19 protein-coding genes and 1 tRNA gene are annotated in these 25,253 nt (G+C 71.9%); 10 read left to right on the plus strand and 10 right to left on the minus strand.

All coding sequences use genetic code 11. The features are described 5' to 3' along the window. Positions 1-55: 55 nt before the first annotated feature. The 4 genes from lgt to AC02VZ_RS03200 all read left to right on the plus strand — a co-directional run bounded on the left by lgt (position 56) and on the right by AC02VZ_RS03200 (position 8,734). Complete coding sequence (gene lgt / locus AC02VZ_RS03185) at positions 56-1,141, plus strand: prolipoprotein diacylglyceryl transferase (RefSeq protein WP_476474452.1); 1,086 nt, start codon at positions 56-58, stop codon at positions 1,139-1,141. Positions 1,142-1,494: 353 nt separating this feature from the next. Next, positions 1,495-2,226: a VIT1/CCC1 transporter family protein gene (locus AC02VZ_RS03190; protein ID WP_432054043.1), complete on the plus strand. Its 732-nt coding sequence runs from the start codon at positions 1,495-1,497 to the stop codon at positions 2,224-2,226. Between the two features lie 447 nt (positions 2,227-2,673). Then, positions 2,674-7,278, plus strand: coding sequence for a glutamate synthase large subunit (gene gltB, locus AC02VZ_RS03195; RefSeq protein ID WP_432054042.1), 4,605 nt, complete (start codon positions 2,674-2,676; stop codon positions 7,276-7,278). Next, the gene (locus AC02VZ_RS03200) at positions 7,271-8,734 is read left to right on the plus strand and encodes a glutamate synthase subunit beta (protein ID WP_432054041.1); all 1,464 of its coding nucleotides are present in this window, start codon (positions 7,271-7,273) and stop codon (positions 8,732-8,734) included. The genes gltB and AC02VZ_RS03200 overlap by 8 nt, the downstream gene beginning before the upstream one ends. 133 nt (positions 8,735-8,867) lie before the next feature. Here AC02VZ_RS03200 and AC02VZ_RS03205 read toward each other — a convergent pair whose 3' ends face one another. Together AC02VZ_RS03205 and AC02VZ_RS03210 are read right to left on the minus strand one after the other, a co-directional pair. Then, entirely contained in the window at positions 8,868-9,671 is an 804-nt protein-coding gene (locus AC02VZ_RS03205) for a chitosanase (protein ID WP_432054040.1), read from the minus strand. 72 nt (positions 9,672-9,743) lie between these two features. After that, complete coding sequence (locus AC02VZ_RS03210; RefSeq protein ID WP_432054039.1) at positions 9,744-10,643, minus strand: hypothetical protein; 900 nt, start codon at positions 10,641-10,643, stop codon at positions 9,744-9,746. Between the two features lie 170 nt (positions 10,644-10,813). Between AC02VZ_RS03210 and AC02VZ_RS03215 the strand changes: the two genes are divergently transcribed. The 5 genes from AC02VZ_RS03215 to pyk all read left to right on the plus strand — a co-directional run bounded on the left by AC02VZ_RS03215 (position 10,814) and on the right by pyk (position 16,957). Then, a complete protein-coding gene (locus tag AC02VZ_RS03215; RefSeq protein WP_432054038.1) occupies positions 10,814-11,164 on the plus strand; it encodes a chorismate mutase in 351 nt (116 codons plus the stop codon). A 225-nt stretch (positions 11,165-11,389) separates the two neighbouring features. Then, on the plus strand, positions 11,390-11,935 hold the full coding sequence (locus tag AC02VZ_RS03220; RefSeq protein WP_476474453.1) for a response regulator: 546 nt from the start codon (positions 11,390-11,392) through the stop codon (positions 11,933-11,935). 47 nt (positions 11,936-11,982) lie between these two features. Beyond that, a complete protein-coding gene (gene pepN, locus AC02VZ_RS03225) occupies positions 11,983-14,487 on the plus strand; it encodes an aminopeptidase N (RefSeq protein ID WP_432054079.1) in 2,505 nt (834 codons plus the stop codon). A 138-nt stretch (positions 14,488-14,625) separates the two neighbouring features. Continuing rightward, the gene (locus AC02VZ_RS03230; protein ID WP_432054036.1) at positions 14,626-15,345 is read left to right on the plus strand and encodes an SIMPL domain-containing protein; all 720 of its coding nucleotides are present in this window, start codon (positions 14,626-14,628) and stop codon (positions 15,343-15,345) included. Positions 15,346-15,520: 175 nt separating this feature from the next. After that, positions 15,521-16,957, plus strand: coding sequence for a pyruvate kinase (gene pyk, locus AC02VZ_RS03235; RefSeq protein ID WP_432054035.1), 1,437 nt, complete (start codon positions 15,521-15,523; stop codon positions 16,955-16,957). Positions 16,958-17,101: 144 nt separating this feature from the next. On the opposite strand, the gene AC02VZ_RS03240 is transcribed toward pyk, so the two are convergent. Beyond that, positions 17,102-17,174, minus strand: a tRNA-Leu gene (locus tag AC02VZ_RS03240). Between the two features lie 105 nt (positions 17,175-17,279). On the opposite strand from AC02VZ_RS03240, the gene AC02VZ_RS03245 reads away from it, so the two are divergent. Then, positions 17,280-17,936 (plus strand): ANTAR domain-containing response regulator, encoded by a 657-nt coding sequence (locus AC02VZ_RS03245; RefSeq protein ID WP_432054034.1) that lies wholly within the window; start codon positions 17,280-17,282, stop codon positions 17,934-17,936. 78 nt (positions 17,937-18,014) lie between these two features. Here the strand turns inward: AC02VZ_RS03245 and AC02VZ_RS03250 are convergent, their stop codons facing one another. The 7 genes from AC02VZ_RS03250 to AC02VZ_RS03280 form a co-directional block, all read right to left on the minus strand. Beyond that, the gene (locus AC02VZ_RS03250; protein ID WP_432054033.1) at positions 18,015-18,731 is read right to left on the minus strand and encodes an ABC transporter ATP-binding protein; all 717 of its coding nucleotides are present in this window, start codon (positions 18,729-18,731) and stop codon (positions 18,015-18,017) included. Continuing rightward, positions 18,728-19,636 carry an ABC transporter ATP-binding protein gene (locus tag AC02VZ_RS03255; protein WP_432054032.1) on the minus strand — a complete coding sequence of 303 codons (909 nt, stop codon included), beginning with the start codon at positions 19,634-19,636 and terminating at the stop codon, positions 18,728-18,730. Before AC02VZ_RS03255 ends, AC02VZ_RS03250 begins: the two co-directional genes overlap by 4 nt. Positions 19,637-19,641: 5 nt before the next feature. Continuing rightward, positions 19,642-21,468 (minus strand): branched-chain amino acid ABC transporter permease, encoded by a 1,827-nt coding sequence (locus AC02VZ_RS03260; protein WP_432054031.1) that lies wholly within the window; start codon positions 21,466-21,468, stop codon positions 19,642-19,644. Between the two features lie 5 nt (positions 21,469-21,473). Next, positions 21,474-22,406, minus strand: coding sequence for a branched-chain amino acid ABC transporter permease (locus tag AC02VZ_RS03265; protein WP_432054030.1), 933 nt, complete (start codon positions 22,404-22,406; stop codon positions 21,474-21,476). Between the two features lie 109 nt (positions 22,407-22,515). Further along, positions 22,516-23,748 carry a branched-chain amino acid ABC transporter substrate-binding protein gene (locus AC02VZ_RS03270; RefSeq protein WP_476474454.1) on the minus strand — a complete coding sequence of 411 codons (1,233 nt, stop codon included), beginning with the start codon at positions 23,746-23,748 and terminating at the stop codon, positions 22,516-22,518. 295 nt (positions 23,749-24,043) lie between these two features. Then, positions 24,044-24,670, minus strand: coding sequence for a Tat pathway signal sequence domain protein (locus AC02VZ_RS03275; RefSeq protein WP_476474455.1), 627 nt, complete (start codon positions 24,668-24,670; stop codon positions 24,044-24,046). Continuing rightward, on the minus strand, positions 24,670-24,906 hold the full coding sequence (locus tag AC02VZ_RS03280; protein WP_432054027.1) for a hypothetical protein: 237 nt from the start codon (positions 24,904-24,906) through the stop codon (positions 24,670-24,672). The genes AC02VZ_RS03275 and AC02VZ_RS03280 overlap by 1 nt, the downstream gene beginning before the upstream one ends. Between the last annotated feature and the right edge of the window lie 347 nt (positions 24,907-25,253).

Genomic DNA, 25,253 nt, shown 5'->3' on the forward strand with positions numbered 1-25,253 from the left:
CGTAGCCGGGCCACCCGGCGCGCGGTCGGCCGGGCAGGGTAGCGTCGACCCTGCCATGGAACTTGCCTACATTCCCAGCCCGTCGAGCGGTGTGCTGTACCTCGGCCCCGTTCCGCTGCGCGGCTACGCGTTCTGCATCATCGTCGGCGTCTTCGTCGCCGTCTGGCTCGGCAACAGGCGCTGGATCGCCCGGGGCGGGCGGCCCGGGACGGTCGCGGACATCGCCGTCTGGGCCGTCCCGTTCGGCCTGGTCGGCGGCAGGATCTACCACGTCGTCACGGACTACCAGCTGTACTTCAGCGAGGGCCGTGACTGGGTGGACGCCTTCAAGATCTGGGAGGGCGGCCTCGGCATCTGGGGCGCCATCGCGTTCGGCGCGCTGGGCGCGTGGATCGGCTGTCGGCGCCGGGGCATCCCGCTGCCCGCCTACGCCGACGCCGTCGCCCCGGGCATCGCCCTCGCCCAGGCGATCGGCCGCTGGGGCAACTGGTTCAACCAGGAGCTGTACGGCCGCCCGACGGACCTGCCCTGGGCGGTGGAGATCACCTCCTCGGCCGACGGGCGCCTGCCCGGCACGTACCACCCGACGTTCCTGTACGAGTCGCTGTGGTGCGTGGGCGTGGCGCTGCTGGTCATCTGGGCCGACCGCCGCTTCCGGCTGGGCCACGGACGGGCCTTCGCCCTGTACGTCGCCGCCTACTGCGCGGGCCGGTTCTGGATCGAGTACATGCGGGTCGACGAGGCCCACGAGATCCTGGGGCTGCGGCTGAACAACTGGACGTCGATCGCGGTGTTCCTGCTCGCGGTCCTGTACATCGTCCTGTCGGCGCGGGGGCGCCCGGGCCGCGAGGACGTGGTCGAGCCGCGGGCGGAGCCGGACACCGGCGACGGGACCCCGGGCGAGGCGTCCGGGACGGCCGACGCGGCCGACGGGAAGGCCGGGGCGGGCACCGGCGCGAAGGCCGACGCGGCCGGCGGGAAGGCACCGAAGAAGGCCGGCGCGACGACCGCCGGGGAGCCCGCCGACGCGGCCGGTGACGTGACCGAGGCCGAGGCCGCCGACGCCACGACGGAGGACAGGGCCGACGGCCAGGACGACGACGCTGCCAGGAACGGAGCCGGTTCGGCCAAGAAGGGCTGACGGAGGGGCGACCGCCCCCCCATGAGCCGTACCGCATGCGCCGAGGGCGCCCGGAGCGATTCCGGGCGCCCTCGGCGTGTGTCCGGGGTCGGGAGAGCGGGCGGTGGGGCTCGGGTCAGCGTGGTGGGGCGTTCCGTCGGCGGCCGTTCCGTCCCCGGCCGTGCTGCCCGCCGCCGTCGCCGCGCTCACGGACCCCCGCGCCGGGCCGCCCGTACCCCCGCCGGAATCGGCATCGTCGCAGGTTAGCGCAGCCTTTCCTTGCTGGCAGGAGCCTCGACGGCGGCGTACATTGGGTTGTGTAAAAGATTGGAATCCGTCTAAACAAGACGTGAGTGGAACCCTTGGGGGCCGGCATGGCGATCATCGAGACCGAGGCGGCGCTGCACGAGGCGCACCGTGACAACCACACGCACCGGGACGTGAACGGCGGCTGGCTGCGGCCCGCCGTGTTCGGGGCGATGGACGGTCTCGTCTCCAACCTGGCGCTGATGACCGGTGTCGCGGGCGGCGCGGCCGGCCAGCAGACGATCGTGCTCAGTGGTCTCGCGGGGCTCGCCGCCGGGGCCTTCTCCATGGCGGCCGGCGAGTACACCTCCGTGGCCTCCCAGCGGGAGCTGGTCGAGGCCGAACTCGACGTCGAGCGCCGCGAACTGCGCAAGCACCCCCAGGACGAGGAGGCCGAACTGGCCGCCCTCTACGAGGCCCGCGGCGTGGAGGCGGAGCTGGCCCGGGAGGTGGCCCGGCAGCTGTCGAAGGACCCCGAGCAGGCCCTGGAGATCCATGCCCGCGAGGAGCTGGGCGTCGACCCCGGCGACCTGCCCTCCCCGACCGTCGCGGCGGTCTCCAGCTTCGGTTCCTTCGCGCTGGGCGCCCTGCTCCCGGTGCTGCCCTACCTGCTGGGCGCGAGCAGCCTCTGGCCCGCCGTCGCCCTCGCCCTGCTGGGCCTGTTCCTGTGCGGCGCGGTGGTGGCCAAGGTGACGGCCCGCACCTGGTGGTTCAGCGGTCTGCGGCAGCTCGCGCTGGGCGGCGCGGCGGCCGGTGTGACGTACGCCCTGGGCACGCTGATCGGTACGGCCCTAGGATGATCCGGCTCTCAGGTGTGCGGTCATCCGCACACCTGAGGTTGATCGTGGCAGCAGAAGTCGTATTATGCGCGGGCCGCATCTGTCATTACTCGCTGGTTTCGGCGATGTGACCGCTGGGCATGAGCCGTAAGCGTTGCGGGCAACGAGGCCCGCGGCGTCTCTGCGGGGCGGGTGACGACGCCCGCCCCCTCCCCGGGCCGACGCGGACATGGATCTGTCCCGTCCGACCCGCCCCCTCCCACAGCCCCACCGCCGGTCGCGGGACCCCCGCCGTCGATCGCGCGACCCTTTCGGGACCCCGCCGGTGTCCGCATGCTGGAACCGGAAATCCCGGTAGGCGAGAATCGCTCCATCATGTAATCTGCCTGACATTTCCCACCTCACGCAGAGGGCCAACGTCGTCCCTCGGCACCTGACACATGCCAACAGACGACGACGGGAGAGCCGATGCGCAGGCCGCGCCAGCCGTCCCAGCATTCCGAGAACGACCGGTCCACCTGGTCCTTCATGGATGCCCGCCCTGCCCCACAGGGCCTGTACGACCCCCGCGACGAGCACGACGCCTGCGGCGTGGGCTTCGTCGCCACCCTCACCGGCGAGGCGTCCCACACTCTGGTCGAGCAGGCCCTGACCGTCCTGCGCAACCTCGAACACCGGGGTGCCACCGGCTCCGAGCCCGACTCGGGCGACGGCGCCGGCATCCTCTCCCAGGTCCCCGACGGCTTCTTCCGCGAGGTCGCCGGGTTCGAGCTGCCGGAGGCCGGTGGCTACGCCGTCGGCACCGCCTTCCTGCCGGAGGACGGCACCCGGGACGCCGTCGACCACATCGAGCGGATCGCCGCCGACGAGGGCCTGACCGTCCTCGGCTGGCGGGAGGTGCCGGTCGCGCCCCAGCTGCTCGGCACCACCGCCCGGTCCACCATGCCGGTCTTCCGCCAGATCTTCGTCACCGACGGCGCCTCCACCGGCATCGCCCTGGACCGCAGGGCCTTCGCGTTGCGCAAGCGCGCCGAGCGCGAGGCCGGCGTCTACTTCCCGTCGCTGTCCGCGCGGACCATCGTCTACAAGGGCATGCTGACCACCGGCCAGCTGGAGCCCTTCTTCCCGGACCTGTCCGACCGCCGCTTCGGCTCCGCGATCGCGCTGGTGCACTCCCGGTTCTCCACCAACACCTTCCCGTCGTGGCCGCTCGCCCACCCCTACCGGTTCGTCGCGCACAACGGTGAGATCAACACCGTCAAGGGCAACCGCAACTGGATGCGCGCCCGCGAGTCGCAGCTGATGTCCGACCTGTTCGGCACCGGCAGGGACCTGGAGCGCGTGTTCCCGGTCTGCACCCCCGACGCCTCCGACTCCGCCTCCTTCGACGAGGTCCTCGAACTGCTGCACCTGGGCGGCCGGTCGCTGCCCCACTCGGTGCTGATGATGATCCCGGAGGCGTGGGAGAACCACCCCTCCATGGACCCCGCGCGACGCGCCTTCTACCAGTACCACTCCACGATGATGGAGCCCTGGGACGGCCCCGCCTGCGTCACCTTCACCGACGGCACCCAGGTCGGCGCCGTCCTCGACCGCAACGGGCTGCGCCCCGGCCGCTACTGGGTCACCGACGACGGCCTGGTCGTCCTCGGCTCCGAGGTCGGCGTCCTGGACATCGACCCCGCCAGGGTCGTCCGCAAGGGCCGCCTCCAGCCCGGCCGCATGTTCCTCGTCGACACCGCCGAGCACCGCATCATCGAGGACGACGAGATCAAGGCCGCCCTCGCCGCCGAGCACCCCTACGCGGAGTGGCTGGAAGCCGGCGAGATCGAGCTGTCCGACCTGCCCGAGCGCGAGCACATCGTGCACACGCACGCCTCGGTCACCCGCCGCCAGCAGACCTTCGGCTACACCGAGGAGGAACTGCGGGTCATCCTCGCGCCGATGGCCAGGACCGGTGCCGAGCCGATCGGTTCGATGGGCACCGACTCGCCGATCGCCGCCCTCAGCGACCGGCCGCGGCTGCTGTTCGACTACTTCACCCAGCTGTTCGCGCAGGTCACCAACCCGCCGCTGGACGCCATCCGGGAGGAACTCGTCACCTCCCTGCGCTCCTCCCTCGGCCCGCAGGGCAACCTGCTGGAGCCGACCGCGGCCTCCTGCCGCAGCGTCGTCCTGCCCTTCCCGGTCATCGACAACGACGAACTCGCCAAGCTGATCCACGTCAACGCCGACGGCGACATGCCCGGCTTCAAGGCCGCGACCCTCTCCGGCCTGTACCGGGTCTCCGGCGGCGGCGAGGCGCTCGCCGCGCGCATCGAGGCGATCTGCGCCGAGGCCGACGCCGCCATCGGCAACGGCGCCCGCCTGATCGTGCTCTCCGACCGGCACTCCGACGCCGAGCACGCGCCGATCCCGTCGCTGCTGCTCACCTCCGCGGTCCACCACCACCTCATCCGCACCAAGCAGCGCACCCAGGTGGGCCTGCTGGTCGAGGCCGGCGACGTCCGCGAGGTCCACCACGTGGCCCTGCTCATCGGCTACGGCGCCGCCGCGGTCAACCCCTACCTGGCGATGGAGTCCGTCGAGGACCTGGTCCGCGCCGGCACCTTCCTGCAGGCCGTCGACGGCGGGCCCGAGACGGCCATCCGCAACCTGATCCACGCCCTGGGCAAGGGCGTGCTGAAGGTGATGTCCAAGATGGGCATCTCCACCGTCGCCTCCTACCGCGGCGCCCAGGTCTTCGAGGCCGTCGGCCTCGACCAGGGCTTCGTCGACCGGTACTTCCACGGCACCGCCAGCAAGATCGGCGGCGTCGGCATCGACGTCGTCGCCCAGGAGGTCGCCGCCCGGCACGCCAAGGCCTACCCCGCCTCCGGCATCGCCCCGGCGCACCGCGCGCTGGACATCGGCGGCGAGTACCAGTGGCGCCGCGAGGGCGAGCCGCACCTGTTCGACCCCGAGACGGTCTTCCGCCTCCAGCACTCCACCCGCTCCGGCCGCTACGACGTCTTCAAGCAGTACACCGAGCGCGTCAACGAGCAGTCCGAGCGGCTGATGACGCTGCGCGGCCTCTTCGGCTTCACGTCCGACCGGACGCCGATCCCGGTCGACGAGGTCGAGCCCGTCTCCGAGATCGTCAAGCGGTTCTCCACCGGCGCCATGTCCTACGGCTCCATCTCCCAGGAGGCGCACGAGACCCTCGCCGTCGCCATGAACCGGCTCGGCGGCAAGTCCAACACCGGCGAGGGCGGCGAGGACCCCGAGCGCCTCTACGACCCGGCCCGGCGCTCCGCCATCAAGCAGGTCGCCTCCGGCCGCTTCGGGGTGACCTCCGAGTACCTGGTCAACGCCGACGACATCCAGATCAAGATGGCCCAGGGCGCCAAGCCCGGCGAGGGCGGCCAGCTGCCCGGCCACAAGGTCTACCCGTGGGTCGCCAGGACCCGGCACTCCACGCCGGGCGTGGGCCTCATCTCCCCGCCGCCGCACCACGACATCTACTCCATCGAGGACCTCGCCCAGCTCATCCACGACCTGAAGAACGCCAACCCCCGGGCGCGCATCCACGTCAAGCTGGTCTCCGAGGTCGGCGTCGGCACCGTCGCCGCGGGCGTCTCCAAGGCGCACGCCGACGTGGTGCTGATCTCCGGCCACGACGGCGGCACCGGCGCCTCCCCGCTGACCTCGCTGAAGCACGCCGGCGGCCCCTGGGAGCTGGGGCTCGCCGAGACGCAGCAGACCCTGCTGCTCAACGGCCTGCGGGACCGGATCGTCGTGCAGACCGACGGCCAGCTCAAGACCGGCCGCGACGTCGTCATCGCCGCCCTGCTCGGCGCCGAGGAGTTCGGCTTCGCCACCGCACCGCTGGTGGTGTCCGGCTGCGTCATGATGCGCGTCTGCCACCTCGACACCTGCCCGGTCGGCATCGCCACCCAGAACCCGGTGCTGCGCGACCGCTACGCGGGCAAGGCCGAGTACGTGGTCAACTTCTTCGAGTTCATCGCCCAGGAGGTCCGCGAACTGCTGGCCGAACTCGGTTTCCGCTCCGTGGAGGAGGCCGTCGGCCACGCCGAGGTCCTCGACGTGACCCGCGCGGTCGACCACTGGAAGGCCCAGGGCCTCGACCTGGCCCCGCTGTTCCACGTCCCCGCGCTGGCCGAGGGCGCTGTCCGCCACCAGCTGACGGAGCAGGACCACGGCCTGGAGAAGGCGCTCGACAACGAGCTGATCCGGCTCGCCGCCGACGCCCTGGCCGCGTCCGACGCCACCGACGCCCACCCGGTGCGCGCCCAGGTCGCCATCCGCAACATCAACCGCACCGTCGGCACCATGCTCGGTCACGAGGTGACCCGGAAGTTCGGCGGGGCGGGCCTGCCCGACGACACCATCGACATCACCTTCACCGGCTCCGCGGGCCAGTCCTTCGGCGCCTTCGTCCCGCGCGGGGTCACCCTCCGCCTGGAGGGCGACGCCAACGACTACGTCGGCAAGGGCCTGTCCGGCGGCCGGATCGTCGTCCGCCCCGACCGCGGCGCCGACCACCTCGCCGAGTACAGCGTCATCGCGGGCAACACGCTCGCCTACGGCGCGACCGGCGGCGAGATGTTCCTGCGCGGCAAGGTCGGCGAGCGGTTCTGCGTCCGCAACTCCGGGGCCCTGGTGGTCTCCGAGGGCGTGGGCGACCACGGCTGCGAGTACATGACCGGCGGCCACGCCGTCGTCCTCGGCGAGACCGGCCGCAACTTCGCGGCCGGCATGTCCGGTGGCGTCGCCTACGTCATCGACCTGGACCGCGACCACGTCAACGCCGGCAACCTGGACGCCGTCCGGCCGCTCGACGACGCCGACCGGACCTGGCTGCACGACGTGGTGCGACGGCACCGGGAGGAGACCGGCTCCACCGTCGCCGAGAAGCTCCTCGCCGAGTGGGACACGGCCGTGGAGCGCTTCAGCAAGATCATCCCCAGCACGTACCAGGCAGTGCTCGCCGCCAAGGACGCCGCCGAGCGAGCCGGGCTCTCCGAGTCCGAGACCCACGAGAAGATGATGGAGGCGGCGATCAATGGCTGATCCGAAGGGCTTTCTGCACCACGGCCGCGAACTCGCCCCGACCCGTCCGGTCCCCGAGCGCGTCAAGGACTGGAACGAGGTGTACGTCCCCGGTTCGCTGCTGCCCATCATCAGCAAGCAGGCCAGCCGGTGCATGGACTGCGGCATCCCGTTCTGCCACAACGGCTGCCCGCTCGGGAACCTCATCCCCGAGTGGAACGACTACGCCTACCGCGAGGACTGGGCGGCGGCGAGCGAACGCCTGCACGCGACGAACAACTTCCCCGAGTTCACCGGCCGGCTGTGCCCGGCCCCCTGCGAGTCGGCGTGCGTGCTCGGCATCAACCAGCCCCCGGTGACCATCAAGAACGTCGAGGTCTCCATCATCGACAAGGCGTGGGCGGCCGGTGACGTCGCCCCGCGGGTCCCCGAACGGCTCTCCGGCAAGACCGTCGCCGTCGTCGGCTCCGGACCGGCCGGTCTGGCCGCCGCCCAGCAGCTGACCCGGGCCGGCCACACCGTCGCCGTCTACGAGCGGGCCGACCGCATCGGCGGCCTGCTGCGGTACGGGATCCCCGAGTTCAAGATGGAGAAGCGGCACATCAACCGCCGCATCGAGCAGATGCGCGCGGAGGGCACCAAGTTCCGCACCGGCATCGAGATCGGCCGCGACATGCCGGCCACCGCGCTGCGCAAGCGCTACGACGCGGTCGTCCTGGCGGTCGGCGCCACGACCGCCCGCGACCTGCCGGTGCCGGGCCGCGACCTCAAGGGCATCCACCAGGCCATGGAGTACCTGCCGCTGGCCAACAAGGTGCAGGAGGGCGACTACGTCACCCCGCCGATCACCGCCGAGGGCAAGCACGTCGTCGTGATCGGCGGCGGTGACACCGGCGCGGACTGCGTGGGCACCGCCCACCGCCAGGGCGCCGCCTCCGTCACCCAGCTGGAGATCATGCCCCGCCCCGGCGAGGAACGGAACCCGGAGACCCAGCCCTGGCCGACCTTCCCCCTGCTCTACAAGGTGACGTCCGCGCACGAGGAGGGCGGCGAGCGGGTCTACTCCGTCTCCACCACCCACTTCGAGGGCGACGCCGACGGCAACGTCCAGTGGCTGCACCTGACCGAGGTCGAGTTCACCGACGGCCGGCCGGTCCCCAAGCCGGGCACCGAGCGCAAGATCCCCGCGCAGCTGGTCACCCTCGCCATGGGCTTCACCGGGACCGACCGCGACAACGGGCTGGTGGAACAGTTCGGCCTGGAACTCGACGCGCGGGGTAACATCGCCCGGGACGCCGACTTCCAGACGAACGTGCCCGGCGTGTTCGTGGCCGGTGACGCCGGACGCGGACAGTCGCTCATCGTGTGGGCGATCGCCGAGGGCCGCTCGGCCGCGCGGGGCTGCGACCGCCTCCTCACGGGGGCGAGCGACCTGCCGGCACCGATCCGGCCGACCGACCGCGCGCTGGCGGTCTGACGGCCCGCACCGGGACCTGACGGTCCCTCACATCCGTGACGTACAACGGCGTACGGCCACAGACGGCGCCCGCCCCCGTCCCCGACCGGACACCGGGGCGGGCGCCGTAGCACGTCCCGGGGGCCGGACCGGCTCAGGTCACCTCGTAGGACGTGCCGTACATCTCCCACTCCAGCGGGGTGTCGAGGTCCAGGTTCCCCTCGTCCAGGAAGTGGCGCTGGGCGGCGACCCGGCTGGTGTCGTGGGTGGGGTGCAGCCGGTTCATGGCCTTCCGGCGGACGTCCAGGAACACGGACAGGTACGCCTCCTCGTCGCCCCCGTCGGCCGGGGGGTCGGCCCGGCGCAGCGCCGCCGCGCGGATGCCGCCGAAGCTGGTGGGGCCGTCGCCGGGTCCGTGGTAGACCATCGCGTCGTAGTAGACGAACTGGCCCAGCGCGGACAGCCCGTCCCGCTCGGCGCGGCGCACCGCCGGGTCGAAGTACACGGCGTCGCGCTCGGCGTCCTGCGCGGCGCGGAACGCGGGCCGCTCCGCCTCCGCCTTCCAGGCCGCGGGGAAGCCCGGGTCCAGCCCCTCGTGGGAGTCCGTGCCGTCGACCGCGCGCAGGGCCGGCAGGTACCGGGCGAGGCCGTTGCCGGGATGGTCCGCCGTGTACGTCTCGACCAGGGTCAGCAGGTCGTGGGTGCCGGTGCAGAAGCCGATGATGCCCGCCGTGTACCCCTGGCCGTCGCCTATGTCCTCGACGTAGCCGTAGGCGCTGCGCCAGTCCAGCGTCCCGTTCTCCGCGCTCGCCACGATCTGCTGGGCCAGTTCCTTCTTCGCCGGACTCGACAGGCCCGCCCCGTCCCGCTCTCCCACGGAGGCGCCGCTTCCGGCCGACGAGCATCCCGACACCGCGACGACGACCACGCACAGGGCCGTGAGCAGGGCACGTTTCATGCGCCCAGCCTACGGAGCCGCCCCGTTCGCACGGCGTGAGTGTCCCGTCCCGCCGGGGCCCGGAGGGCCGCTTCAGGTGTCGCACTCCAGCACCGTCCGGCACAGACCGCAGCGGGCCCGCACCCGCCCCCGCACCGGCACCCGGATGCGCTGCCGGCAGGTCGGGCAGGGGAAGGACACCTTCAGGGGGCCGTGGCCGTCCGGCGCGAACCGGTAGGGGACGTCGGGCGAGGCGGGCGGGCCGGCCCGCCGCTCCTGGGCCTGCCGGCGGTCATGCGCGTACCGGCGGCGGCCCGCCCAGCCGGCCGCCGTCAGCGGCGGCTGCCGCCCGTCCCGCCGGGCCAGCGCCAGGCCCTTGCCGTACGCCGTGTACGCCTGGGCGCTGGTGAACCACACCGACGGGTCCTCGCCGAAGAACAGCGACCGCTTCGCCAGCACGTACCCGAACTCCTCCGGCGTGAGGTACCCCAGCTTCTGCGAGGACGCCCCGTCCTCGCGGAACGCGTCCAGCAGCAGCCACCCCGCCCCCAGGTACGTCGCCGCCGTGTCGGTGAGGATCTCGTTCTCCCGCGTCGTGGGGAAGGACAGCCCCAGCCGGTGCAGGTACACGTGCGTCACCTCGTGCGCCAGCGCCGCCCCGATGTCCCGCCGATGCGTGCGGAACCGGTCGTTCAGCTCCACGAAGTACTCCGGCCCCGCCGTCAGTTCGACGTTCGCCGCGTGCGTCATCGCGCGGAAGCCGACGATCAGCCGCGCGTCGGGCAGCCGGTAGTGGCGCACCAGTTCCCGGGCCACCCGTTGCGCGCCCAGATGCAGGTCGTCCGTGTCGCAGAACGCCACGTCGGCCGGGACGACACTCGTCGAGAACGTCCGGACTGTGTCCAGGGTGAGCCGCCGGTACAGCGCCGTGATGGCCTCCCGCACCGTCTCCAGGTGCGGAAAGCCGTGCTCGACCGGACCGCCGTTCGCCACGCCTCACCCCCGCGGACGTCCTGAACCCGGTTCCACTGTACGGTCCGGCCCGCCCCGCGCACCCCCGCCGCCGCCCGCCCCGGCACCCCGCCCACGCGGCGCCCGCCGTCCGTGACCAGTCGGCGGACGGCTCCGGCCCCGGGCGCCCCCGGCCCGTAGGCTGACGCCCCATGACCACCAGCTCCACCGGCACGGACGACGTCGACCCCGCCGTGCGCGCGGAACTCACCCGGCTGCGCGACAGCATCGACAACATCGACGCCGCCGTCGTCCACATGCTCGCCGAACGCTTCAAGTGCACCCAGCAGGTCGGCCGACTCAAGGCCGAGCACCGGCTGCCGCCCGCCGACCCGGCCCGGGAGGCCCGCCAGATCGCCCGGCTGCGCGACCTCGCCGAGAACGCCCGGCTCGACCCGGCCTTCGCGGAGAAGTTCCTGAACTTCATCGTCGCCGAGGTGATCCGCCACCACGAACGCATCGCCGAGGACACCGCGGGCACCACCGGCCGCCCGGCGGGCTGACCGCCGGCGCCGCTGCCCCCGCCGGACCGGCCGCCGCGCCGCTGTCCGCCCGGCCGCCCGCCGGCGTCGCCGCCCCCTCCGAGAGCCAGGCGCGGACGCCCTTCCCCGGGGAGTGACAGGAGGGCGTGCGCGGGGCATCCTGGGGACACTCCTTGTCAGCCGGCGGACACCTTCCGTCAGCGCCCGGCCGAGACTCCGGTCCCCTTACGAGGAGGGACGTCCGCCATGCCCCGGGATGCCAGGATCCTCATCGTCGACGGTCACGACGACACCCTCTACGCGCTGGAGAGCGCCCTCGCCCCGCTGGGCCGGCCCCTCGGCCGGGCCACCACCAGCGAGGCGGCCCTGAAGCACCTGCTGCGCGGGAACGTCGGACTGGTCCTGCTCAACCTGCGCGCCCCCGGCACCGGCGGCCTGGACGTGGTCGGCTACATGCGGCGCCTGGAACAGACCCAGCACATCCCGGTCGTCCTGCTCACCGCGCACGGCCGCGACCGTGAGTTCGGTGCCGCCGCCTACGCCCTCGGCGTCGCCGACGTGGTCGCCAAGCCCGTCGACCCCTGGACCCTGCGCATCAAGGTCCGCCACCTCTACGACGCGCACCAGCGCCGCCTCGCCCTCGAACGCGAACTGCGCGACCTGCGCGCCCGCCTCACCCCGGTGCCCGCCCCCGCGGCCGTCCGCCCGGCCGCCCTGCCGCACCCGCACCCCCACCTGCCCCCCGGACACCCCACGGGGGCGCACGGGGAGCTCACTCCGGACCGGACATAGGCCGCGTACCGGACCGGCTCTGTGCCGTGCCGACGCCATCGGGCAGCATGGCCTGCATGTCCGTACTGACGCGCGACGAAGCGCAGAACCGAGCACAGCTCCTCGACGTCCACCGGTACACCGTCGAACTCGACCTGACCGCCGGGGAGGAGACCTTCGACTCCCGCACCGCGATCTCCTTCACCGTCCTCGCGGACCGGGACGCCACGGACACCTTCGTCGAGGTCAAGCCCGCCGAACTGCGCTCCGTCACCCTCGACGGACACCCCCTCGACCCCGGGATCCTGGACGGCAACCGCCTGCCGCTGAAGGGACTCGCCCCCGGCACGCACGATCTCCGCGTCGACGCCCGCATGCGCTACTCCCGCACCGGTGAGGGCATGCACCGCTTCACCGACCCCACCGACGGCGAGACCTACGTCTACACCCAGCTCTTCCTGGACGACGTGCAGCGCGTGTTCGCCGCGTTCGACCAGCCCGACCTCAAGGCCGTCTTCGAGGTGAGCGTCACCGCCCCGCCCGCCTGGACCGTCCTCGCCAACGGCGTCACCGAACACCTCGGCGACGGGCGCTGGCGGGCCGCCCCCACCCCGCTCATCCCCACCTACCTCGTCGCCGTCGCCGCCGGCCCCTGGCACAGCGTCCGCACCGAGCACCGGGGCCTGCCCTTCGGCCTGCACTGCCGCCGCTCGCTGGCCCCCCACCTCGACGCCGACGCGGACGAACTCCTCGACATCACCCGCGCCTGCTTCGACCGGTACCACGAGAAGTTCGAGGAGCCCTACCCCTTCGACTCCTACGACCAGGCGTTCGTCCCCGAGTTCAACGCCGGGGCCATGGAGAACCCGGGCCTGGTCACCTTCCGCGACGAGTTCGTCTACCGCTCCGCCGTCACCGACACCGAGCGCCAGACCCGCGCCATGGTCATCGCCCACGAGATGGCCCACATGTGGTTCGGCGACCTCGTCACCCTCACCTGGTGGGACGACATCTGGCTCAACGAGTCCTTCGCCGAGTACATGGGCTACCAGACCACCGCCGAGGCGACCCGCTTCACCGACACCTGGACCGACTTCGGCGTGGCCCGCAAGACCTGGGGCTACGACGCCGACCAGCGCCCCTCCACCCACCCCGTCGCCCCCGAGCGCGTCGAGGACACCGCCTCCGCGCTGCTCAACTTCGACGGCATCTCCTACGCCAAGGGCGCCTCCGCCCTGCGCCAGCTCGTCGCCTGGCTCGGCGAGAAGGACTTCCTGGCCGGCATCAACGTCCACATCTCCCGGCACCGCTTCGCCAACGCCACCCTCGCCGACTTCATCGACTCCCTGGCCGCCGCCACCGACCGCGACGTCCACGCCTGGGCCGACGCCTGGCTGCGCACCACCGGCGTCGACCGGCTCACCGCCGCCGTCGACTCCCGCCCCGGCCAGTGGACCCTCGCCCTCGACCGCGACGGCCACCGGCCGCACCGCGTCACCGTCGGCGTCTACGACCGTGACCTCGGCGGCGGACGCGGCCTGGTGCTGCGGGAGCGCTTCGAGACCGACGTCCCCGCGGACGCCGGCCCGGTGACCCGCCCCGGCACCCACCCCGCCCTCGTCGTGCCCAACGACCTGGACCTCACCTACGCCAAGGTCCGCCTCGACGACACCTCCCTGGAGACGGTGCTGCGCGGCCTGTCCGGCATCCCGGACGCCCTCACCCGGGCCGTCGTCTGGAACGCCCTGCGCGACATGGTCCGCGACGGCGAACTCGCCCCCGGCGACTACCTCGCCACCGCCTGCGCCCACCTGCCCGAGGAGACCGACCTCGCGCTGGTCCAGGGCGTCCTGGCGTTCGCCGCCACCCACGTCACCGACCGCTACCTCGCTCCCGACCGGCGGCCCGCCGCGCTCGGCGCCCTCACCGGCCTGTGCCGCGACCTCCTGCGCCGCACCGAGGACGGCGACCACCCCGGCCTGCGGCTGATCGCCGTGCGGCACTTCATCAACGCCGCCGCCCACCCCGAGACCATCACCACCTGGCTCGACGACGGCACCGTCCCCGGCGGCCCCGAACTCGACCCGGAGCTGCGCTGGCGCGTCCTGGCCCGCCTCGCCGTGCTCGGCGCCACCGACGAGGCGGCCATCGCCGCCGAACTGGAACACGACCCGAGCGCCACCGGGCAGGAGGGCGCCGCCCGCTGCCGCGCCGCCCTGCCCGACGAGGACGCCAAGGCCCGCGCCTGGCAGGCCATGTTCGCCTCCGACGACCTGTCGAACTACCTGTTCACCGCCACCGCCCGGGGCTTCTGGCAGCCCGAACAGGCCGAGCTGGTGCGCCCGTACGTGGCCCGCTACTACGAGGACGTGGTGCCCCTCGCGGCCCGCCGCGGCCCCGCCATCGCCGAGGCCGCCGGCCACTGGGCGTTCCCGGCCCACGCCGTCGACGCCGAGCACCTGGGCCTGGGCGAGCGGTGCCTGCGCGAGAGCGACCCGGTGCCCGCCCTGCGCCGCCGGCTCACCGACCAGCTCGACGACCTCGCCCGCGCCCTGCGCGTCCAGGAGGCGTGACGGGGCAGGCCGGCCCGCCCGGACGCGGCGTCGAGGAGGACCGGCACGCCCCCCTCGGCCGCAGGGGGCCGGGCCGGCCCGTCGGGGAGAGGCGGGAGACCCGCTGTGGAAACGGGCGCGAGCTGACACAGTGGGCGCATGGCCACCCCCCACGACGGACTCCCGGCGGCGCGGTCCGCCCCGCACGGCACGCCCGCGTCCCCCCACCTCGCCGTGCGCGGGGAGGCCCGCCTCGACGTCGGCCCCGAGCTCGCCCGCCTCGACATCACCGTCGGCGCCCGGGGCCGCGACCGGCGCGCCACCCTCGACGACCTGACCCGCCGCAACGCCACCGCCCTCGACCTCGTCAGGTCCTTCGGGGACGGCGTCGAGCGCCTGGAGACCGGCAGCCTCACCGTGACGCCGGAACTCGGTCCCCGGGGCCGGGGCGAACGCGTCCGCAGCCACCACGGCACGGTCCGTCTCGCCGCCGAGCTGAGCGACTTCACCGTGCTGGGGGACCTCGCCACCCGTCTCGCCGACCTGGAGCTCACCCGTGTCGAGGGTCCCCGGTGGTCCCTGCGGCCCGACTCGCCCGCCCACCGCCGGGCCCGGCAGGAGGCGGTGCACGACGCGGTCCGGCGGGCCCGTGAGTACGCCGAGGCCCTGGGCACCGCCCTCGACGCGCTCGTGGAGCTGGCCGACGCCGGCGTACCGGACGTGGTGCACCCGGAGTCCTTCGCCGGGATGCGGTCGCCCGGCTTCGCCCGCTCCGCCGCCGGCGAGGAGCCGCCGCCCCTGGACCTGGAGCCGCAGCGGCAGTGGGTACACGCGGAGGTCACGGCCCGCTTCACCCTGGTGCCGCCGGACCTCCGGTAGCGTGCCGCCGCACCGGGCCGCACCGCGCCGCAACGCCGCCGCGGTCCGGCGCCGAACGCTCGGACGAGCAGGTCGGCGCACAGGTCACACGGTGTCGGCAACGCTTCACCGAGACGCTGTCGAACCGTCACGGGACGCCACGTGCCTACTCGACGGTAAGCCATAGGCTCGTACCATGCGCCGAGCGAAAATCGTCTGCACCCTGGGCCCCGCCACCGATGCCTACGACCGGATCAAGGACCTGGTCGACGCGGGAATGGACGTGGCCCGCTTCAACCTCAGCCACGGCAGTCACGCCGAGCACGAGGAGCGCTACCGACGGGTGCGCAAGGCCGCCGACGAGACCGGTCGCAGCGTCGGACTCCTGGCCGATCTGCAAGGCCCGAAGATCCGGCTCGGCGAGTTCGCCGAGGGGCCGGTCCTCCTCGAACGCGGTGACACCTTCACCATCACCGTGGAGGAGGGCGCCGAGGGCGACCGGCACCGGTGCGGCACCACCTACGCGGGCCTCGCCGACGACGTCACCCCGGGCGAGCGCATCCTCGTCGACGACGGCAGGGTCACCCTCGAAGTCACCGCCGTGGACGGGCCGGAGGTCCGCACGACGGTCGTGGAGGGCGGGGTCGTCTCCGACCACAAGGGCCTCAACCTGCCCGGCGTCGCCGTGTCCGTGCCGGCCCTGTCCAAGAAGGACGAGGACGACCTCCGCTGGGCCCTGCGGACCGGATTCGACATCGTCGCGCTCTCCTTCGTCCGCAGCGGCCGGGACATCAAGGAGGTCCACCGGATCATGGACGAGGAGGGCCGTCGCCTTCCGGTCGTCGCGAAGATCGAGAAGCCCCAGGCGGTCGAGAACATCGACGACATCGTGGCCGCCTTCGACGCCCTCATGGTGGCGCGCGGGGACCTCGGCGTCGAGATGCCCCTCGAACTCGTGCCCATCGTGCAGAAGCGCGCCATCAAGCTGGCCCAGCGCAACGCCAAACCGGTCATCGTGGCCACCCAGATGCTCGACTCGATGATCGACCATGTCCGGCCCACCCGCGCCGAGGCGTCGGACGTGGCGAACGCGGTCATCGACGGCACGGACGCCGTGATGCTCTCCGGCGAGACCAGCGTCGGCAAGCACGCCACCGAGACGGTCCGCACCATGGCCCGCATCATCGAGGCCGCCGAGGAGGACATCCTCGCCAAGGGGCTGCCGCCGCTGACCGACCGCAACAAGCCCCGCACCCAGGGCGGGGCGATGGCCCGCGCGGCGGCCGAGATCGGCGACTTCCTGGGTGCCCGCTTCCTCGTCGCCTTCACCCAGTCCGGCGACACCGCCCGCCGTCTGTCCCGCTACCGCTCGCCGATCCCGCTGCTCGCCTTCACCCCGGACCCGGCGACCCGGTCCCAACTCAGCCTGTCCTGGGGGGTGGAGACCTTCCTGGGCCCGCACGTGGAGTCCACCGACGCCATGGTCGACCAGGTGGACGAGCTGCTGCTGAAGTACGCCCGGTGCGAGAAGGGGGAGACGGCCGTCATCACGGCGGGCTCCCCGCCGGGGGTCTCCGGCTCCACCAACCTGGTCCGTGTCCACCACATCGGCGAGGACGACAGCCCGAAGTGAGGCGTCCGGGCCCCGGGAGGGTCAGTGGCGCGGGGCACCCGCGAGGGATCACCGCGCCGGGGGCCTGCGGGAAGGATTCGGGGGCCCGGTCACGGGGGCGCGTCCGCCCACTCCCGGGAAGAGACCTTGTAATCGGAGGAAAAGTACCCCGGGTCGGATTCGAACCGACGCTGGATGGTGTTTGAGACCATTGCCTCTACCGCTGGGCTACCGGGGCGCCCTTCGAAACGAAGGTCGGCGGTCACCCGCCGTCCACCCACCTTACCGCAGCTCGGTACGCTCTTGTCAGCAGTACCAGCCTGCCCCGCACCAAGGAGCCCACGTGAGCGCCCCCGAGTCGCCCCAGCCCGTCGACGTGCCCGAAGACGACCAGTCGCACGTGCCCCCGATGACGACGCGCGTCGTCATCGCCGAGGACGAGGCGCTGATCCGGCTCGACCTCAAGGAGATGCTGGAGGAGGAGGGCTACACGGTCGTCGGCGAGGCCGGGGACGGCGAACGGGCCGTCGAACTGGCCCGGGAGCACCGGCCCGACCTGGTGATCCTCGACGTCAAGATGCCCAAGCTGGACGGCATCTCGGCGGCCGAGAAGATCGCCGAGGAGCGCATCGCGCCGGTGCTGATGCTGACCGCCTTCTCCCAGCGCGAGCTGGTGGAGCGGGCCCGGGACGCCGGGGCGATGGCGTACCTGGTGAAGCCGTTCTCCAAGAGCGACGTGGTGCCGGCGATCGAGATGGCGGTCTCCCGGTTCACCGAGCTGAAGGAGCTGGAACGCGAGGTCGCCGACCTCAGCCAGCGGCTGGAGACCCGCAAGCTGGTGGAGCGCGCCAAGTCGATTCTGCAGACCGGCTACGGGCTGACCGAGCCCGCGGCGTTCCGCTGGATCCAGAAGACCTCGATGGACCGGCGGATGTCCATGCAGCAGGTCGCCCAGGCGGTCATCGACGACGCCGAGGAGAAGAAGGCGGCCAAGGGCTGACGACCCCGGCAGCAACACGGCACGAGGCCCGCGTCCCCCGGAGGGGGCGCGGGCCTCGCGTGGTGCGGTGCCGGCGGGTCAGTCCTCGCCGAGGTACGCCTTGCGCACGGACTCGTCGTGCAGCAGGTCGCGTCCGGTGCCGGACAGGACGATGTTGCCGACCTCCATCACGTGACCCCGGTCGGCGAGCGAGAGCGCCGCCTGGGCGTTCTGCTCCACCAGCAGGATCGTGGTGCCCTGCGCCTTCAGCTCCGCGATGGTCGCCATGATCTTCTGCATCATGATCGGCGACAGACCCATGGAGGGCTCGTCGAGCATCAGCAGCTTGGGCTGGGACATCAGCGCCCGGCCCATGGCGAGCATCTGCTGCTCACCGCCGGAGAGGGTGCCCGCGGCCTGCTTGCGGCGCTCCCCGAGGATGGGGAACAGGTCGTAGGCGCGCTTGATGTCCTTCTCGATGCCCGCCCGGTCGCTGCGCAGGAAGGCACCGAGGCGGAGATTGTCCTCGATGGTCATGCGCGGGAAGATGTGCCGCCCCTCGGGGGAGTGGGCGAGCCCGTGCGACACGATCTCGTGCGCCGGGATCTTCTTCAGCGACCTGCCGTTGAACCGGATCTGGCCGCCGACCGGCTTCAGCAGACCGGACAGCGTGCGCAGGGTGGTGGTCTTGCCGGCGCCGTTGGTGCCGATGAGCGTGACCACCTGGCCGGCCTCGACCGTGAAGGAGATGCCCTTGACGGCCTGGATCTTGCCGTAGGCGACCTTGAGGTCTTCGACTTCGAGGAGTGCGGTCATCGGTCGGTCTCCTTGCCGGGCGCTGCGTCGGTGGTGCCCTCGGCGGCTGCTTCCGCCGCCTCGACCTCGGCGGCCTCCTCGGCGCCGGGGTCGTCCGCGATGGGTTCTCCGATGTAGGCGGCGATGACGCGTTCGTCGCCCTGGACGGTGGCCGCGTCGCCCTCGACCAGCTTCTGGCCCTGGACCAGGACGGCGACGCGGTCGCAGAGGTTGAAGATGAACCGCATGTCGTGCTCGATGACCAGGACCGCGATGCCCTTGTCCCGGATGGCGAACACGAGTTCCTCGGTCTCGCGGGTCTCCTGGGGGTTCATGCCCGCGGTGGGCTCGTCCAGGAGGAGCAGACCCGGCTCGCTGGCGAGCGCGCGGGAGATCTCCAGCCGCCGCTGCTCGCCGTAGGGGAGGTTGCGGGCGAGGTGGTCGGCCTTGTCGGCGAGGCCGACGAACTCCAGCAGCTCCATGGCCCGTTCGCGGGAGGCGGCCTCGGCGCGGTGGAAGCCCGGGCCGCGCAGCAGGGCGGACCAGAGCCCTTCCTTGGTGCGGGTGTGGCGGCCGACCAGGACGTTCTCCAGGACCGTCATGTTGCCGAACAGCCGGATGTTCTGGAACGTCCGGGCGATGCCGGCGGCGGTCACCTTGAAGGACTTGGGCGGCAGGACCTTGTCCTTGTAGCGGACTTCGCCCTCGGTGGGGATGTACAGACCGGTCAGGCAGTTGAAGAAGGTGGTCTTCCCCGCGCCGTTGGGCCCGATGAGTCCGACGATCTCCCCGCTGTTGACGGTGAGGTCGACGTCACGGACGGCGGTGAGGCCGCCGAAGCGCATGGTCACGCCGCGGGCGTCGAGGATCGTCTCGCCCTTGGCGGCGCCGGCGGACGCGCTTTGGGTGGTGGTGTCGGTTGTCATGGTGGTCAGGCCCCTGCCTTGCTGAGGACTGTCGGCGCTTCGGCATCCTCGTGGAACTCGAGCTGACGGCGCCGGTTGGGGATGAGGCCCTCGGGCCGGAAGCGCATGAGCAGGACGAGCGCGAGGCCGAAGGCGAGGAGCTGGTAGTCGCCGAGGAACTGGAGCTTGGCGGGGATGAGGTAGAGCAGCGCCGCGCCGACCAGCGGTCCGCTGATGGTGCCCATGCCGCCGAGGACGACGGCCGCCAGCAGGAAGGCGCTGTTGGGCGGCACCACGTGGGCGAACATGTACTGCTCGGGCGTCACGGTGTAGGTGACGTGCGCCTGCACCGTGCCGGCCAGACCGGCCAGGGTGGCGCCCAGGGCGAAGGCGATCAGCTTGACCCGGAAGCCGTTGATGCCCATGGCGCGGGCGGCCGTCTCGTCCTCGCGGATGGCGACCCAGGCCCGCCCGATGCGGGAGTCGCTGCTGCGCCGGAAGACCACCACGACGATCAGCGTGATGAGCAGCATCAGCAGGAAGTAGTTGGCGAACCGGGCGATGGTGAACCCGAAGACGGTGTGCTCCTGGCCGAAGTCGAAGCCCAGGATGTTGAGGTTGGGGATCGAGGAGATGCCGTTGGAGCCGTTGGTGACGTCGGGTCCGGAGGTGCCGTCGGTGTTGAGGACGGCGATGCGGAAGATCTCACCGAAGCCGAGGGTCACGATGGCGAGGTAGTCGCCGCGCAGCCGCAGGGTCGGGGCACCGATGAGGACACCGAAGATCATGGCGACGAAGGCGCCGAGGAGGGCGCTGGCCCAGAACGGCAGCTGGATGTCGAACGGGCTGGACGGGCTGCCGGAGACCATGGCGGCGGTGTACGCGCCGACGCCGAGGAAGGCGACGTAACCGAGGTCCAGGAGGCCGGCCAGGCCGACGACGATGTTCAGGCCCAGGGCGACGGTGGCGAAGATCAGGATGTAGACGCCGATGGTGGCGTACTGGTCGTCGGACTGGGTGAAGGGGAAGGCCGCCGCCGCGACGAACGCACCGATCATGGTGACGTTGCGGTGCTTGGCGGTGATCGCGGAGACCCGGTTGATCAGGCCGGCCTTGAGGAGGGCGGCGAAGCCGAACCCGGCCGTGATCAGGAAGCCGATGAACAGCTCGTCGTACTCGGTGCCGATGCCGTAGGTGAAGACCAGCAGGCCCACGGCGAGGGTGGCGACGATGATGAGGATCTCGGCGTAGGAGGGCAGCGGGCGCGGGGCGCGGGTGCGGCCGGTGGCGATGGAGGCGCGCACGACGCCGAAGCCGTGCCGGGCGTCGTGCCGGAACTTTTCCCAGCCGGTGTCGTCGGGGTCGTGCGGGTCCGGCTCCGGCCGCTCGAACGGCAGGGAGAGCGCGCCCACGACGGCGACGACGGTGGCGACCGCGGCCACCCAGGCGCCGGGCTCCAGGTTGACCAGTCCGCCGAGCGTCGCGGCCATGGCGAGCACGGTGTACCAGGTCGTGCCGAGGGCGGCGAGGGACGACAGCTTGATGGCGCTGTCCGCGCCGGCCGGCGTCAGCCACTGCAGGCCCTTGACGCCGTAGGAGGCGAGGCCGAACAGCGTGGTGAGGGCGCCGCCGATGAGGACCAGGACCTGCAGGCCGCCCGGGTAGCCGTAGACCGTGAGGTCGCCGGGGAACTCGGAGGTCCACGTCCAGGCGAGGAAGGTCGACAGGACGGTGAGGACGCCGCCGCCGGTGGCGAGGGCGCGGCCGACGTGCTCCGGGAGGCCGATGAGGCCCCTGGGCGTCTCGACGGCGGGGGTGTCGGGGGTCTGTGCTGTGGTGGTCTGTGTCGTCATCGGTGTCACGCCCTGTCCGCCACGCGCTCACCGAGCAGACCCTGCGGCCTGAAGAGGAGCACGAGGATGAGGAGTACGAAGGCCCAGACGTCGGCCCAGGACTGGCTGCCGAACTGCTGCATGCCGGGGATGTCGGAGATGTAGGCGGTGGACAGCGCCTCGGCGACGCCGAGGACCAGGCCGCCGAGCATGGCGCCGTAGATGTTGCCGATGCCCCCGAGGACGGCCGCGGTGAAGGCCTTCAGACCGAGGATGAAGCCCATGCGGAAGTCGATCTGGCCGTACTTCAGGCCGTAGGCGACTCCTCCCACGGCGGCGAAGACGGCGCCGAGGGCGAACGCGATGACGATGATGCGGTCGGTGTTGACACCCATCAGCTTGGCGGTGTCCGGGTCCTGGGCGGTGGCCTGCATGCCACGTCCGGTCCGGGTGCGCATCACGAAGTAGCCGAGGATGGCCATGCTCAGCGGGGCGGCGCAGAGCACGAAGACGTCACCGGTCTGGATGGTGACCGAGCCGAACTCGAAGGGCCCGCCGGGGATGCCGGGGAAGGTCCGGGCGGACTTCGCCTCGGGGTACCAGGCCCAGACGGCCTGCTGGAGGGCCAGCGACAGACCGATGGCCGTGATGAGGGGTGCGAGACGGGGCGCGCCCCGCAGGGGACGGTAGGCGAACCGTTCCGCCCCGACGGCCACGGTGGTGGCCACGATCATCGCTCCGAGGAGCATGAGGGGCAGGGCGATCAGCATGGAGGTGCCGTCGGGCAGGATGTACACGTAGACCGTGAGCGCGCCGAAGGCGCCGGTCATGAAGATCTCGCCGTGGGCGAAGTTGATGAGCTGGACAATGCCGTAGACCATTGTGTAGCCGAGGGCGACCAGCCCGTACATGGATCCCAGTAGCAGGCCGTTGACCAGCTGCTGCGGCAGTTCGTTCACCGCATGTCCTCCGAGACGTTCGGAAAGTTCGACGGATGGGGCCGGATGCGAGTCCGCGCGGGGCGCCAGTGGTGCGGCGCCCCGCGCGGCTCATGGGTGCTGGGCTGGGTCAGCCGGTGTAGGTGCCGGACTTGACGTCCTTCCAGTCGCCGTTCTCGACGGCGTAGACGGTCAGCTGCTTGTTGGTGGCGTCGCCGAACTCGTCGAAGGAGACCTTGCCGGTGACTCCGTCGAAGGAGACGGTCTGCATGGCCGCGGTGACCTTCTCGCGGGCGTCGTCGGGCAGCTTGCCGTCGTTGTCCTCGACGACCTTCTTGACGGCCTCGATGATCGCCCAGGCCGAGTCGTAGGAGTAGCCGCCGTAGGCCTCGAAGTCCTCCTTGTAGCCCTCGGCCTTGTAGTTGGCCACGAACTCCTTGGCGGAGGGCAGCTCCTCGACCGGCGCGCCGACCGAGGTGGCGAGGTCACCGGTGCCGCTGGCGCCGGCCAGCTTGATGAAGTCGGCGCTGTAGATGCCGTCACCGCCGACCAGCGGGATCTTGGCCCCGGCGGCCTTGATCTGCTTGCTGAGCGGGCCGGCCTGCGGGTACTCGCCGCCGTAGTAGACCACGTCGGCGCCGGAGTTCTTCACCTTGGTGGCGACCGCGGAGAAGTCCTTGGTCTCGGGGTTGATGTGCTCGGTGCCGACGACCTTGCCGCCGAGCTTCTTGAACTCCTCGGTGAAGGTGGCGGCGAGGCCCGCGCCGTAGGTCTTCTTGTCGTCGATGACGAAGACCTTGCGCTTCTTGGAGTCGTTGTAGAGGTACTGCGCGGCGAACGGGCCCTGGATGGCGTCCGTGGTCGCCGTACGGAAGTACGACTTGTACGGACGGGTCTGGGTCTTCTGCCAGTCCTGGCCCTGCGACAGGGACGGGTTGGTGTTGGCCGGCGAGACCTGGACCAGCTTGGCGTCGTCGAAGACCTTCTGCATGGACTCGGCCACGGAGGAGTTCAGCGGGCCCACGACGCCGAGGACGTCGTCGTTGGCGACCAGCTTGGTGGCGTTCTGCTGGCCCGAGGAGGGCTGCGCCTGGTCGTCGAGCGCCTCGATCTTGAAGGTGACGCCCTCGACGACCTTCTCCTTGTTGGCGATCTTGGCGGCGAGGTCGACGGAGTTCTTGATGCCGAGACCCAGAGCCGACAGGTCGCCGGTCAGCGGCGCGTCGACGCCGATGACGACGGTGGTGCCACCGTTCCCGGAGCCCGAGCCGCCGCCGTTGTCGTCGCGCGAGCCGCAGGCGGTGAGGGTGAGTGCTCCCGCTGCCAGCGCGGCGGTGATGGCGATGAGCGAACGTTGACGCACGATCCAGTCCTTTCCCCTGACAGCCGCTTCCCGGTGGAAACGGCCGAGTCGAGCGCTGGGCCGAAATGACGAGTGACAATCGGGCGGCGCGGTGACTGGCCGTGACTCTAAGCGGGTGTGGGGAACGTGGAGGAGGGTCTGGCCAAGGCTGTGACTCTCTTGTTATGACACGACGTATTGCAGAGCGGTACTGAGTGGGGGGAACGGCGGAATTCTCGCCGTTTTGCCCTGTCCGCATCCTGAGAAACCGCAGGACCGGAGCGGGTCGGTTCAGGTGTCTCGGGGGTTTTGGTGATTACCGGAATTCGTTGCCGCAGGCGACTTGCAGGGCCCGGGAGAGGGCCCGGGCGTAGCGCGGGCCGAGGATGAAGCTGCGGTCCTGCACGGCGCGCGCATTACGTAGAGTGACGTCCAGAAATGGGAGCCCGGCATTCCGTGGGACATTTCCACAATCGTTCACGCGGAGAGTGATCATGATCTTGCGCGAGGAGCCCGCTTTTGTCCGGAAAGGCGCGCGTGGGGTGGAGGTCGCCGAAACCCCCTCGTATGGCTGGGAAATGCGCGAGACGGTTACCGGAGGGTCGGAATCCACTTTGATCTCCACCTGGAAAGCGAAGATCCGAAGGGGTTCCTTCCCTTCGGATTCCCCTCCCGAAGGGCCTCCTGGCCGTGATTCCCGATAGGAGAGGGTGGTCACCTGCGCGGGGAACGGCGGCGGTGTCGGCGGTGCCGGAACGGGGCGCGTCGCGTACAGCAGGACACCTCCCGCCAGGACGGCCGAGACGGCGCACGCGCCCGCCAGCGCCCGGCGGTGACGCCCCGTCAGCCGGACGGCCGCCGCCCGGCGGGCGTCGCGGCGGGCGGGGGCGGCGTCGCGGACCCGGGTGCCCTCACCGGGTTCGACGGGGCCGACGCCGCTCATCACCAGGGCCTTTCGGCCGGCCCGCCGCCCCGGTGGCGGTCGGCGCACGCCTCACGCACCCGACGGTCGATCAACCGATGGGCGGCGAGACGTCCCTGACGGAGTTTCACGGGCCGCGCCGCGGCCACCGCCGCGCGCAGGATGTCGTACTGGCCGTTGGACAGGCCCATGGACTGGTAGTCGCCGTACGCGGTGCCGTCCAGCACCTTCCGGGACCAGTGGGCCACGAGCCGCACGCACACGTCCTCGGCGGACGTCGCCGACGGTGACGCCGACGGTGGCCGGGAAGAAGGGGACGCGGCAGCCGGCGGAGCTTCGCGCTCCGGGCCGGGAGCACCGCAGCCGGCCACCGCGGCCCCCGCCAGGAGCACCGCCGCGAGCACGGCGGCTCCCGCCCCCGTGCCGGGCCGCCCACGGCCTCCCCCCTCCATGCCCGACGACGCTAGAGCGCCTGCCGCTCGGCGGCAATGCGGGGGAGCGGTTCGGTGGGGCGCGGTCCGCGCGGCGCGGACCGTGGGGTGCGGCGGGCCGTGGGGCTTGCGGCGGCCGGGATGCGCGGGCGCGCGGGGAGCGGGGTGCGGGG

The organism is Streptomyces sp. 3-6 (assembly GCF_056323165.1).

What these genes read in the sequence shown, in the direction of transcription:
- lgt (WP_476474452.1), top strand. Translation starts at nt 56, where the DNA reads ATGGAACTTGCCTACATTCCCAGCCCGTCGAGCGGTGTGCTGTACCTC.
- AC02VZ_RS03190 (WP_432054043.1), top strand. Translation starts at nt 1,495, where the DNA reads ATGGCGATCATCGAGACCGAGGCGGCGCTGCACGAGGCGCACCGTGAC.
- gltB (WP_432054042.1), top strand. Translation starts at nt 2,674, where the DNA reads ATGCGCAGGCCGCGCCAGCCGTCCCAGCATTCCGAGAACGACCGGTCC.
- AC02VZ_RS03200 (WP_432054041.1), top strand. Translation starts at nt 7,271, where the DNA reads ATGGCTGATCCGAAGGGCTTTCTGCACCACGGCCGCGAACTCGCCCCG.
- AC02VZ_RS03205 (WP_432054040.1), bottom strand. Translation starts at nt 9,671, where the DNA reads ATGAAACGTGCCCTGCTCACGGCCCTGTGCGTGGTCGTCGTCGCGGTG.
- AC02VZ_RS03215 (WP_432054038.1), top strand. Translation starts at nt 10,814, where the DNA reads ATGACCACCAGCTCCACCGGCACGGACGACGTCGACCCCGCCGTGCGC.
- AC02VZ_RS03220 (WP_476474453.1), top strand. Translation starts at nt 11,390, where the DNA reads ATGCCCCGGGATGCCAGGATCCTCATCGTCGACGGTCACGACGACACC.
- pepN (WP_432054079.1), top strand. Translation starts at nt 11,983, where the DNA reads ATGGCCTGCATGTCCGTACTGACGCGCGACGAAGCGCAGAACCGAGCA.
- AC02VZ_RS03230 (WP_432054036.1), top strand. Translation starts at nt 14,626, where the DNA reads ATGGCCACCCCCCACGACGGACTCCCGGCGGCGCGGTCCGCCCCGCAC.
- pyk (WP_432054035.1), top strand. Translation starts at nt 15,521, where the DNA reads ATGCGCCGAGCGAAAATCGTCTGCACCCTGGGCCCCGCCACCGATGCC.
- AC02VZ_RS03250 (WP_432054033.1), bottom strand. Translation starts at nt 18,731, where the DNA reads ATGACCGCACTCCTCGAAGTCGAAGACCTCAAGGTCGCCTACGGCAAG.
- AC02VZ_RS03255 (WP_432054032.1), bottom strand. Translation starts at nt 19,636, where the DNA reads ATGACAACCGACACCACCACCCAAAGCGCGTCCGCCGGCGCCGCCAAG.
- AC02VZ_RS03260 (WP_432054031.1), bottom strand. Translation starts at nt 21,468, where the DNA reads ATGACGACACAGACCACCACAGCACAGACCCCCGACACCCCCGCCGTC.
- AC02VZ_RS03275 (WP_476474455.1), bottom strand. Translation starts at nt 24,670, where the DNA reads ATGAGCGGCGTCGGCCCCGTCGAACCCGGTGAGGGCACCCGGGTCCGC.